Source organism: endosymbiont of Riftia pachyptila (vent Ph05) (genome assembly GCF_000224455.1).
GTDB classification, from domain to species: domain Bacteria; phylum Pseudomonadota; class Gammaproteobacteria; order Chromatiales; family Chromatiaceae; genus Endoriftia; species Endoriftia persephonae.
Window position 1 is genome coordinate 1 of the sequence record NZ_AFOC01000103.1, and the last position, 11,459, is coordinate 11,459.

The window sequence follows — 11,459 nt, forward strand, 5'->3', positions numbered from 1 at the left end:
TCCTTCCCTAGTAACTTTGGCTTTGTACCCTTTTTCGTTAAAGTATTCTGCGCAAAGCTCTTCAAATTTTTTCCATTCAAGAGCATTAATTAGCTCTTTAGACCATGTTTCCGGTTTTTTTTGAAACGATTGATTCAGTTGAGAGGTTTCCTTGCTTTCTTTATAAACCTTGTAAAAGTCTCTTTCTGCTGAACGGATAGAGTTATTAGTTCTTTTATTCGTTATTGGTTTACGGCTAACAAATTCTCTAGCTTTTAAATGCTCTTTTTTTCGTTTATTTCGTGAGAAAAACCAATAGAGGGTATAGCCAATTGCACAAACAATGAAAAATTTAATTGCTATTCCAAGTAATGAATCTAGAAAGCTATTTGCTTTACTTGGATTCATTAAAAACGGAAGTGCAATTAATACAGCTATTGCAGTAAACAAATCTCCTTCTTTTTGTCTTCGTCTTCCCATTTTAATCGTCTTTATTTTTGCAATGACTTAAAGGCATAACGACCGCGCTCACCCGAGCGGAAGGAGCGCAGCGACTGGAGCGTCGGGTGCAGCGTTTTGTTAGAGCATTTATGCTGGCTCATAACCACCAAACCCAACGCTTTCATAGAGGTCTACTGAATTTTCATCTGCATTATGCACAGTCCAACTAGAGATATAGTCAGGATCAATAACAACCTCACCTGTTGAGCGGAGCTTATATTCACCAGGCGATGCTTCTGTAATATTTTCAAAGTCAGCAGGAATTGTGAATTCTTTATTAGTGTTATTATTAATTATTGATATTCCATCTGAACTTACTCTCACAATATTCCCGTGCACCTGTATCTGCTTCAGTACATTATTATCTTTATCTATCAGCGTAATGCCGACGAGAAGAACTTTGTTTATCAGTGAGTTGATTTCTTCCATTTTTATTTAGCTCTAAAGAGAGATAGGCCGCGGCAGTCTATTACAGATAGCACTACCACGCTCTATTGCGTAATAGACCGCCAGACAGCCTGGACGGTAGCAGGTTTGATCCCTCACACAAAACAAACAGGCTCTTGGTCTATCTCTATCTCTTGTGTCACTGGCTGATAGCTGCCGTGGATGCCGAGATACCAATACGTCATGTTGGGGGCTACCCAAACAGCCGGGCTGCTGGCCTGCGCGGCTACGTGTGGGCCTATTTTTATCTCGGTGTATTCGATATCGGCGCCCGCCGAAGGGTACACCCCCCGCTTGCTGATCAGGCTGGCAATCTGCCCAGACGTTAGCGCAAACCCAAACTCAGCAACCATGCCTTTTGGGTCGTCACCGGGATGCTGCACATCGCTAGAATCATAATAGATATCGGAGCTGGTTTCGTCACGCAAAACAGTGCCGCCAAGCGTCACGCGCTGGGTAACCGAATATGCGGTGCTGACGATATAGGGATCATTCCACGTTGTCCCCGAGCAGGTAAACGTGAGGCTGTCTGTCTGCAGTGATGACACAGAATTCACGCGGTCAGGAGCGGATGCTATGTGCACACCGCCAGCGTCGATTCTATAGCTGTCAGTCGTCACGCTCGTTGCCGCTTCAATCTCCTGCATCACACCTGAAGAACTAACGCAGCCTGGAGGCAGCGTGCCAGGGCAATCGCTTCCAAAATTCTCAACTCGCTGGCCGCTTCCAGTATGGGTGCGATCAAAAGTTGTTGTGCGTTCGTGCCGGATTGTCTCGGCTATTTCAACTTCTGAATCTGTGCTATCAAAGACAATCCGCAGGACATTGCGCGTTTCTGTGCCGTATCCATGGCTCAGCGTGTGCGTTGTTGTTGTGCCCGGCCACACCCAATCACCTGTCGCTTGATATGTCGCCTCAGAGCCAGAGCACGGCGGTGAGCAGCAATCTGTAACCTCATCCGTGAGTGTCGGCAGCCCCGCGGCATTTAGGCGGGTCTCGTCAACGCTGATGGTGGATTGATAGCCTAACGTCTGCGTAACAGATAGGGCCGCGCTGTCCTTATACAGCACCACGGATGCCGATATGCCAGCCCCAAGCGGGAGCTGGTCATCATCAAGGTTGCCAGCACCGGAGATCGTCAGAGCGTATACCCCCATGAGCTGCGCAACGTTTGGGTAATTGCCGCTTTTGTCCGGGTAATAATCGCCGCTGAAGCGCCGCTATACAGGTGGCACAACACCCGGCTGCCGGTGCTGTTTGCCTCGGTCGCCAGATAGTTCGGCACGCTAAGTGTAATCACCGGCCACTGGGTCCACGGCGGGTCAACAGGCTGCGGCAGCTGCGCATAATCAATGAGCGTCAGATCGACGAATTCTCGGCTGAGCGGGAAACCTGCCGAGCAGGCCAATCAGCCGCACCAGAAAAGTCACGCCGGTATCAGTGGCGTAGAACGATACCAAGACGCGCCACGGCACCCCGTTTGTGTCGATATAGATGTTACCGACATCCTGCCCACCCAAGCGCCGCCGCCCACCGCACAGCAACGCATGGTCGCGCCATTCCCAGCCGTGCTTTTCATCTCGCGCAATCTCTGGATCAGAGCGAGCAGGTATTGTGTGCCCCGGAATTTTTAAGAGCGTGACGTTGCCGCCGCCAGCTTCATACAAATTATCAATGGTGACTCCGGGTGGCTGCTCATAATTGATTTTCTGCCCGTTCGGTAGCATCAGCTTCCCGCCGCGCACAAGCCCATGGAACGGGAAACCACATCTAGCCATAGGGATTGGCTTTATTGATCACGACCTCTGCCCCATCTGCGTCGGTATATTTTTCGGTCTGTGGTACCAGATCATCGAAGATAAAAAGCCCATCGCTGCTGGTGATTGGCTGATCGAAAAAAACGCGTGTGTTTGGCTGCTCAGTCAGCGGCGACGCGATACCACCGCCAGTGCCGCCGGCCTTCTCCGCCACGCCCACACCAACCCCAGCTGGGATCTGCGGTCGCTCCAGTGGGCTCCCGAGCCGCTCAGCGTGGCTCTTGTTGCGCCATCTGCCATAGCGGCTGGTGAGGCTATTCAGGCGATCCTGTAGGGCCCGAGAGCGGTTTGGCTTCGGCTTAGCCATCAGATCGCAGACTGCAGCAGGTCAGGCACCACAAGTTTTATATCTGTATATGTGCCAAATGGGTGCGCGCCCTGATCTACGCGCAGGTAGATGGGGACAGCGACGCCGCCAGTCACGGATACGCCGATATCAAGCGCCGCACCTGGGGTGTTTGTACCAAGGCCGGCTGAGTCAGCAGACAAAACGCACTCAGCTGGCTCGTGGATCTCGTCGATGCACTCATACGTGATGCCGTCCTGGGCCACTGTCGCGCCGATGGTCGTCGGCCAGGCCGGCTCTGTAACGGCGGTGCCTGAGCCCTGCGCCTGGTATTTGTAGCCGTTGCCAACGGTGGGCTTCATGATCTGATTTGCAGCCACCGCGCCGGCTGCCCAATCTGCGACGTTGCTGGCGACTGTGACCTGGAGCTGAGCGGTTCCTGGGTCCGTGCTGTTTTCGGCTTTGACTGATGCGGACTGAGCCCCGAAATAGACGATAAAATCATTTGCCGCACTGCTCCCGTCAACCAGCTGCTGGCTAGAGATCTGAGTCAACACCCCTGCCAAACCCGCGTCAGCCCAAAATTTAAAATCGATAGCCATGCTGGCCTCCTACGTGATTGATAGTTGATCGACGCGGACAGCGACATTGAGCGTCTGCTCCTGCATCGCCTGCTTCGCCTGGCGCGCCTCATCCTCGATCTCAGGCGTTGGCACGCGGAACTGCACTGGGTAAACCACAGAGCCTGGGGCCTCTGGATCAAACCAGTCTGTGCGGTTGTTGTCGTACTGGTAATTCGTCACGAACCCCGCCCAATCATCACTGAACGGCGGCGCTCCCTGGGTGCCACCGATGTGCATCCCGGCATTGCCCGCGGTCAGTACGGCTGCCCTGGTTTGCTGCAGGGTCTGCCTCGGTGTCTGGTGCTGGCGGTGCCTGCGGCAGATCGTCGTTATTCGCCCCCGTTCCGCCCGTGCGGCTCAGCGCGATAGTGATATCAGTAACCGCCTCACCAGTGCCGATATCGCCGCTGTGGACAACCTGAAACACCTTCCCCTTTGCTGTCAGCCCGGGTGTTGATAGCTCGCCTGTTTGATGCCGATCAATCTGCGCCGACAGGGGCACCTGCCAGCTGACGTAATTATGCCGGTGGCTGGCGGCGATGCTCGCCCGCGCACGCGCCTGCAGGGTCTCTAGGGCCGACTCCAGCGCGGCGCGTCCATCTGCCTCGCCCGTCACTGCGTCTTTTGACCAGTCCCCATTTGGCGCCGCCGCCGCACCGACAGACAGCCCGGTGAAGCGACTATCCTGCTCCCAGGTGTCGGTATCAGCCTCGGCCTCCAGGCTGCCGCTCAGCTCCGCTCCAATCGTGCCGTTTTGCGACACGCTGCGGTCGGATCTGACTGTGATGCTGTAGGTCTCGGTGATCGTTTGCGCCCAGCGCTTCGACAGCTTGATATAAGCGCCCTGGCACAGCAGCGCGAGATCGGGATCAGCAACAGCCACGGTGCCGTAAAATGTGTTCTGGAGACTGATTCCCCAGCCGATTTGCGAGGCCGCACCGCCCTTGTAGCAGGNAAAAACTGTGGCGGGGGGAGATCAACGTAGCCGACAGATTGCACCGCCCACCCGGTTGCCTCGGCGGCTGATTTGATCATTGCCCGAGTCGGCAGGACGAATGGATTGTAGAGATACTCGCAGCCAATTGGCGGGTTCATCTGCCAGTTGTATTGATAATCTCGCTGCCGAAGACGCTGAAAGCGGAAATCAAAATTGATCGTCACTTGGTTGACCAATGCACGGCCATCAGCCAGCTCTAGCTGTTGCGTGCCGTCGATGTGGTCAGCCGAGGCGTGGGAAAAATCTGCGGTTGCCTTTGGCACCCAGTCAGTCAGCCTGCCGGTGCCTGATACGTCCAGATCATAAGCGGCCTGCTGTGTCGATAACCGATCCTGAGCCTGCTGCCAGCCGTCTGCCGTCTCATCAAAAATCACTGGCGAATAGTACCCGCCGACCGTCGCCTCCACCCCAGCAGCATCCATGCGCTCAAATCGCTCCTGAGCTGGTCTGTACAGCTGAGCGTGAGCAGCCGCGTGTTGGGGTCATACTCCGGAACATCGACGATCCCGGCAAACAGCAGAGCAGACCAGCGCGGCACCCCGGCGGCGTCAACCGACGCATAGTGCAACGTGATGTTGCGCCGCACCCAGTCCAGCGGGTCAATGGGGCCGGCCGGCGGAACCACAGTGATCTGCGCGACGCGAGCCGCGCCTTCTTCGGCATCCACGCTCCAGCTGCCGGTGAGATTGGCGCTGATGTCCACGCCATCAACAACTGCAAACAGCCTCCACAGGCTGACAGCAGCATCCTCGACGCTCGCCTGCTGCAGATAGAGCGTGGGGGCTGCCTCGACAATACTGGCCTGCTGAAGCCGCAGCGTTGCCGGGCCTGTGTTCTGCACACTGTTCTGTTCCAGCAGCAGGTCTGCCTCACCCACCTCGGCGCTGATTTGCTGCAGCGGGAGATAGGCGGCGCCGGTCTGTCCGGTTGATATCTGCTCCAGCAACAGCGTAGCGATGCCCGGCTCTGCGCTGACCTGCTCCAGCAGCAGAACGCCGGAACCAGCCTCAGCGCTGATCTGCTCCAGCAGCAGGACAGCCTCACCCTCGTTCAGCCCACCGTTACCGGCAGCCGAGTTGANGAGTGAGCGTTAAGCGGGGCCTGGTTGAGCATTATGGCGGCGTGATGTCGATGTTTTGGGCGACAACCTCACCGCTCCAAAACAGGTCAGAATCTAGGCGATAAAATCGAAAAATATCCCGGCGATACGCACCAGAAGAGACTGTCGGCGCAACACCACCTGCCCAAGCCACACCTTCGGGGTAAGCAGACGCGGAAAATGTGATTGTGTGGCCGCCCGTGGCGTCCTGATCGACCAGAAACAGCACCTCGATTAAATGGTTGCTGCCTCCCATTGCTGTCTGTAGCGATATTTCTGCATTTTTGTCGGCATTAAACGCAATGACCGCCTCAGATTCATCGATATTGATGTACGGCCATGCGTCCGCTGGCGTGTAATGCGTGACACGGCGCGGGAACGTGACCAGCTGCCCCATGCCGTGCTGCGTCAACCGCGCCTCAATCGTCGTGCCGATCGGCCAGGTTTGCTCTGTGCCGCCAACTGCACGAGTAATCCAGATCCTGTCTGTGCTCGTGGCTGCGGTCAGCTGCACCACTTCAAAATTCCCGGCGCCATCATCAAGCGTCAGGTCAATGAGGCCCGGGGCGGCAGCGGTGATTGCCGCGCTAATCGCAGCATGATCTGCCGGATCGATGTAGCCATTGCCGACGCCTGACGCCAGCTCAGCGGTCAGCGTGGAAGACCACTGGTCAACAAAGCCGATCTGTGTTCTTACCGCCATAAAACTGCCTCCTCAATCAAAATCCACTTACACCTGCAGAAGCGACACTTGCCACTGGGTCTCACTCGCCCGCAGGTCATCGCTGGTCTGCACCCCGCCCTCGATCAAGACCTGGAATTCAGGGAACCAGAGCACCTGGTAGAGGGTGGCGTTGGGGACTGGCGTCAACGCAGCCAGGTCACCCGTCATCGCCACCGCTGTGGGCTGCCACCGACTCTCCACATAGGCCCGCCCCCAAGGGGTGTAACCGTCATCACTGCGCCTGGCGGCGGGGATCAACACAGAGGTGGCCTGGCTGATGGTGGCGCGCTCTGCCCCACACTGGAGCAACAGCGGCACCGAGGCGTCCAGACCATCCAACCCTGGGGGGATAGCGCCTCGGCCACTGATTACGCTACGCACCTTGCCCTGGGTGCCAGCAAAGGTCTGTTTCTGATGAGAACCATCCCCCATCAGGTGGATGGTCTCCCGGGCAATCGGCTCGTAGGTCTGCTGCATATCAAGCGATGCGAGCAGGGGGATCTCAATGCCGGCCAGGACGGCGGTGCGGATCATAGGCGGCTCCCTCGTTTCAAGGCGCTGAGGCTGAGGCGCCGTTCCAGCTGATCGGCGGTGTCGTTATCTGCTGATACGGCATAGCGATCGCCATTCAGCACCAAGGTGATGGGCCTGCCACTGGCCGCTTGTGGTGTCGGGAAGTTAATGGATGGCTGAGGCGCCGAAATCAGCCCGCCGTCTGCATAGCGTGGGATCTGCATCTGGTTGAGGCGATCGAAAAAGCCTGATCCATAATGGCGCACCGCGGATTCCCGCATCATGTACTCACCGTTGGAGCCCCACATCAGAATGCTGTCGCTGGTGCCGCTGCCAGGGCCGCGCAACAGGCCGCCGCCAGCCTTGCCTGGGAGGTTCTCCAGGGCCTTGTCGATCAGCTTGGCATTACCGGTATTTGGCTTGCGCAAGATCACCGGCAGCTCCAGTGGATTGTTGTTGAACTCCTCCTGCAGGCTGGCTCGCAGGAACTCAGCATTCAGTGCGGCCTGTTCCTGGTCGAAGCTCACCTGCAGGCTCTTCAGCCGCTCCGCATCGGCTAACAGGCTGGTGATCTGCCCCTTTGTCTGTTCAAACGCTGCCTGCTGTCCCTCTACCAGACCGGCCGAGGCCTCCTTCCCGATCAGAGTGGCCTGGTTAAGGAAATACTTCAGGATGGCCTCGCTCTCTTTGCCTCCCGCCTTCACTTTGTTGATCAGGTCAAGTGCGGTCTTGGCCTCTTGCACCGCCTGCTGATTTCGCCCTTATCAAGCGCTGCGCGGGCCGTGCGCATCTGCGCCATCACATCCTTGAGTCCAAGATCAGCCTCTGGTGCGCCGGTGGTCTTGAATGTCGTGGCGGCGGACGCAGCAAATGCGTCAAATTCCGCTGCAGCCTGTTTGGCCGCGAGCAACGCCTCCTTCTGCCGGCCGAACAGTGTGATCTGCGCCTGCAATTTCTCCTTAACCAGATCCATCTGAGTGGCCAGTTGCTGTTGCTGGGCCTTTGTCGATCCTGTGCTTTCTACGCCCGCACTTAGCACTCTGTTGTATGCCGTTTCTGACTCTTGCACTGCCTTTGTCAGCTCGCGTTGACGTTTCTTCAGCCGCGCCAGCTCAGCCCCGAGCTGATCCATCTCGGCTGTTGTGTTGACTGGATCCATGCCGAGCAATTGCGTCGATTTTGCTGCTATCTCAGTGTCAACCGTACTCAAATCATCGCGCAGTTGTGTCAACTCACTGCGGGCGCTCTTAATTGCCGCCTGGCTCTCTTGGGACATCGATGCGAGGCGCTTCTGCTCCTGCATATCCGCCATCTCTTTATTCACGGCATCCAGGTCAGACTTTAGCCCCGCCAACTGGCGACGGAGTGACTCGGTCGGCTGGTTCTTGCTCGACCACTCAATGCCATTGATCTGCTCTTCCAGCTCCAGGCGGCGCTCCAGCAGCAGGTTGAATCGGTTCAGGCCGGTCGGGCTGATATATTCGCCGGCATTGTCCATGCCGCGTGCAATGGACTGCATCTGCTCGGCTAGAAAGCTGGTAAAGCCCGTAGCCTGATCGAGTTGAGAGAGAAAGTTACCGAAGCTGGTTGAGAGCATCTGCGATGCGCGGGCCAAGGAGAGCGGCATCTCTTTGAACTGGTCGGCGATCTCCGGGGCCTGTTTCAGCAGGGCGTTGAAAACATCCTTGCTCAGCAGCTTGCCTTCAAGTACCGCGGCCCGCATTTGGCCCACCGTCATGCCCATCCCCTTGGCGATCCGGTTGGCTACCTCGGGAATATTCTCCAGCAGGCTGTTCATTTCCTCGGCGCGGACAACCCCGGCTGCCATCGCCTGGCCAAACTGCAGNAGGCCGGCCGACATGGCGCCCTGACTGGCGCCAGAGATGATGCCCAACTGCTGCACCGCCTCGGTTACCTTCAGAATATCGGTATTGGCCGCCCCGAGTTCTTTGGATGAGCGGGCCAGGCCCTGAAACACGCTGACCGTATCCGCCATCGCCGACCCATTGCGCTGGGTGATGGCGTAGATCTCCTTGGAGACCTCCGCGTAGTCGCCGCTCTCACGGGTAGCGGCCTTGATGCGCTGCTGCAGCACATTGAACTCGTCCGCCAGCTTCAACCCCTGAATCAGGGTAGCGACAGAAAAGTAGGCCGCAGCCCCTGCCGCCAAAGCTCTGAAAGAGCCGCCCAGCGCCTGATTGCCACGGCTGGACTTGGATGCGCTCCTGCCCTCCTTCTCCACGGCAGCCGCCATGCGGCGCATGTCCGCCACCGCCTTTTCAATATCCGCTTTGACCCGGATCAGAAACTCTTTGTCTGCAGCTGGCATCGGTGCCCCTAAACGCAAAAAGCCCGGCACCGCTGCTGCGGTGGCCGGGCTTTTCGCTTTGATTGCGTTATGCCTTTATTGGCTTAATTATGGGTTAAATCAATTGGTTACACAACGCAGCGTGGCCCCTGTGAATGCATTAACCAACTAAGGCATTGGTCCGACAAGGGAAACCCCTCTTTTGCCGTGGTGCTCAAAGTGGCCCGCGCCCTTGCTCTGGAGATACACATCACGCCGGCGACTTGGCCAATGGGCCTGCGCTCAATCACGTAGAGCCTTGATCAACCGATCCCCCTCCTTCGACAAGGCCGCCCGGATATCCACGATCCGACCGGCCCTGTCTGCCGCCTCCTGCCGCTCTGCCTGCCTGAAGTAAAGTTCCAGCTGCCGCCGGGTGTAGTGCGGCAGCTGCTCCCGCTGATGGCCGTGGCGGATCAGTTTGGCGAAGACGCCACCCCAGCCTGAGCGTTCGCCCTTTGCCTGGCTACCAGCGGGGCAGCCAGGCGGCGGACGAAAAAACCGCTGTTGACCCTCCACCAGGTCATCATCAGTGTGTGGCCGTCATCATCGGAGAGCGTTTCAATCCACTCCTGTGGCTTGCCGGTGCTGATGCTCAGCAGTTCGACCAATAGGCCTGGCATGGAGCCGAACACCGCCTCGAGAGCTGCAAAGTCGAACGCCTCAGGAGCTGTCTCTTCCAGGAAGAGATCAGCCAGGCCGGCCATCAACGACTGGGCCATGGCAGCGACCTTCAGGCCATCCAGGAACCGGTACTCCCGCACGGTGACCGGCTCGCCATTGAGGATCAGATCCGCATCCGGGAAGAGGGTTTCCAGATCCTCAGCCATCAGTCTTCAAATTCCCAGCCATAGAGCTGATCGCCCACCGGGCGCAAGTCATCCATCAGCATCTTGGCCTTGACCGAAAGCGACATCTCCTGGTCACCCTGGATCAGGGAGAGGAATGCCGGATCAATGGTGATGCGGTAGACGGTGCAACGACCTCGCTTGTCGTTATTGGCGGTATTGATGCCGGGAAAGGTCATCATGAACTCGGTGTTGCTGGGGTTGGCCGAGAGATGTTTCTGCGCAGCAAAGTCGTAACCGATGGTGATCGCTGCGCCGTCGCCGATGTTGCCGGTGGAGAGGATCTCGACCATGCCCTCATCCGCATGGGTAATGAAATCAGTACCCTCGGCAGAGCCCGAGATCGCCACGTTCGAGACCTTCACGTTGGCCAGCTTGATCAGTTTGTCATGGTAGGCAGTGTGGGACTCGGCGGAGACGTTGCCAGCTGACTTGACGGTCAGGTCTGCCTGCAGCGCCTGGGCAAGATGGGCTGGCTTGGCCGACTTGAAGTTGATGGTGATGTCGGTCGACTGCTCGGTGATAAAGCTAGCGGCGGTATTGCGTTGGCCGGTGACGTTCTCCTTGATGTCCTGACGTGAGACCGAGGGGGAGCCCTCAACGGATTCCACATCGCCGACGAAGCTGAACCCCAGCGGCTGGCCGGCGGCGTCCCGTGCGGCCAGAAAGAGCGGCCCCTGGCCGCGCCAATAGATCGAGTCGAATTGTTCGCTCATGATAGTTGCCTCATTGTGTTGCGGCCGCAGGCGGCCTGATATTGATAAACGCCACCACCCAGCCGTAGGGGTGTTCCAATTGGCGGGAGAGCTGCAGGCTTTCGAGCGACAGGCTCATGCCCTGCACCCCACCACGCACGAAAGCCTTGATCTGCTCCGCCAGGTCGATCTCGGCCTGCTGCAGCTCGGCGCTGGTCTGGGCCTCTTCTACCTGCAGGTGACAGGACAGGACCAGCTGCAGGGTGCCCTCTCTGGCGGCCATGCCTCGAGCGGCGTTGTAGTGGCCCTCGTCGCTGGCCACCAGGTTGACCACGCCCTGCAACAGCTCTGGCTGGCTGCGTGTCTCGTATGGGGTGAATCCACGCTCCACCAATCGACCCGGCAGGGCGGCCTCTAGCACCGGCTGGATGGCATTCAGCCGGTCGTCGATGCGCTCCAGCGCTTTTGCTCCCATCATCGGCCCATCTCCTTCAGCGCGGCATTGATGGCGCGGCTGATGCGCCGCTCCGCCTTGGCCTTGTTGTTTTGCAGGGCAGGCTTCAGATAGGGCTGGGCTGGGGTG

The 11,459-nt window shown here is 57.8% G+C and carries 15 protein-coding genes and 1 pseudogene; all 16 read right to left on the minus strand.

From position 1 onward, the window contains the following. Positions 1-459, minus strand: a pseudogene (locus tag RIFP1SYM_RS17565) (restriction endonuclease); the annotation flags it as partial. Positions 460-567: 108 nt separating this feature from the next. Then, positions 568-909 carry a hypothetical protein gene (locus tag RIFP1SYM_RS17570; RefSeq protein ID WP_139042153.1) on the minus strand — a complete coding sequence of 114 codons (342 nt, stop codon included), beginning with the start codon at positions 907-909 and terminating at the stop codon, positions 568-570. Between the two features lie 113 nt (positions 910-1,022). Beyond that, a complete protein-coding gene (locus RIFP1SYM_RS17575; protein ID WP_005965793.1) occupies positions 1,023-2,084 on the minus strand; it encodes a hypothetical protein in 1,062 nt (353 codons plus the stop codon). Positions 2,085-2,276: 192 nt separating this feature from the next. Further along, complete coding sequence (locus RIFP1SYM_RS13755; RefSeq protein ID WP_039960548.1) at positions 2,277-2,705, minus strand: hypothetical protein; 429 nt, start codon at positions 2,703-2,705, stop codon at positions 2,277-2,279. Continuing rightward, positions 2,698-3,051, minus strand: coding sequence for a hypothetical protein (locus RIFP1SYM_RS13760; protein WP_006474136.1), 354 nt, complete (start codon positions 3,049-3,051; stop codon positions 2,698-2,700). The genes RIFP1SYM_RS13755 and RIFP1SYM_RS13760 overlap by 8 nt, the downstream gene beginning before the upstream one ends. Beyond that, positions 3,051-3,632, minus strand: coding sequence for a hypothetical protein (locus tag RIFP1SYM_RS13765; protein WP_005965798.1), 582 nt, complete (start codon positions 3,630-3,632; stop codon positions 3,051-3,053). The genes RIFP1SYM_RS13760 and RIFP1SYM_RS13765 overlap by 1 nt, the downstream gene beginning before the upstream one ends. Before the next feature lie 9 nt (positions 3,633-3,641). After that, positions 3,642-3,833, minus strand: coding sequence for a hypothetical protein (locus RIFP1SYM_RS13770; RefSeq protein ID WP_005965800.1), 192 nt, complete (start codon positions 3,831-3,833; stop codon positions 3,642-3,644). A gap of 16 nt (positions 3,834-3,849) precedes the next feature. Next, positions 3,850-4,536 (minus strand): hypothetical protein, encoded by a 687-nt coding sequence (locus RIFP1SYM_RS13775; protein WP_005965802.1) that lies wholly within the window; start codon positions 4,534-4,536, stop codon positions 3,850-3,852. Between the two features lie 484 nt (positions 4,537-5,020). Further along, the gene (locus tag RIFP1SYM_RS13780) at positions 5,021-5,596 is read right to left on the minus strand and encodes a hypothetical protein (protein ID WP_005965804.1); all 576 of its coding nucleotides are present in this window, start codon (positions 5,594-5,596) and stop codon (positions 5,021-5,023) included. Positions 5,597-5,762: 166 nt separating this feature from the next. Then, positions 5,763-6,452, minus strand: coding sequence for a hypothetical protein (locus RIFP1SYM_RS18330; protein WP_039960551.1), 690 nt, complete (start codon positions 6,450-6,452; stop codon positions 5,763-5,765). A gap of 27 nt (positions 6,453-6,479) precedes the next feature. Continuing rightward, the gene (locus RIFP1SYM_RS16600) at positions 6,480-7,007 is read right to left on the minus strand and encodes a hypothetical protein (RefSeq protein ID WP_005965808.1); all 528 of its coding nucleotides are present in this window, start codon (positions 7,005-7,007) and stop codon (positions 6,480-6,482) included. Continuing rightward, positions 7,004-7,729 carry a hypothetical protein gene (locus RIFP1SYM_RS13795; protein ID WP_005965810.1) on the minus strand — a complete coding sequence of 242 codons (726 nt, stop codon included), beginning with the start codon at positions 7,727-7,729 and terminating at the stop codon, positions 7,004-7,006. The genes RIFP1SYM_RS16600 and RIFP1SYM_RS13795 overlap by 4 nt, the downstream gene beginning before the upstream one ends. Continuing rightward, on the minus strand, positions 7,699-9,315 hold the full coding sequence (locus RIFP1SYM_RS13800; RefSeq protein ID WP_039960552.1) for a tape measure protein: 1,617 nt from the start codon (positions 9,313-9,315) through the stop codon (positions 7,699-7,701). Before RIFP1SYM_RS13800 ends, RIFP1SYM_RS13795 begins: the two co-directional genes overlap by 31 nt. 434 nt (positions 9,316-9,749) lie before the next feature. Next, complete coding sequence (locus RIFP1SYM_RS13805) at positions 9,750-10,163, minus strand: DUF6631 family protein (RefSeq protein WP_005965815.1); 414 nt, start codon at positions 10,161-10,163, stop codon at positions 9,750-9,752. Next, on the minus strand, positions 10,163-10,897 hold the full coding sequence (locus RIFP1SYM_RS13810) for a phage tail tube protein (protein WP_005965817.1): 735 nt from the start codon (positions 10,895-10,897) through the stop codon (positions 10,163-10,165). Before RIFP1SYM_RS13810 ends, RIFP1SYM_RS13805 begins: the two co-directional genes overlap by 1 nt. Positions 10,898-10,907: 10 nt before the next feature. Then, positions 10,908-11,354, minus strand: a complete 447-nt coding sequence (locus RIFP1SYM_RS13815; RefSeq protein ID WP_005965819.1) for a hypothetical protein — start codon at positions 11,352-11,354, stop codon at positions 10,908-10,910. Between the last annotated feature and the right edge of the window lie 105 nt (positions 11,355-11,459).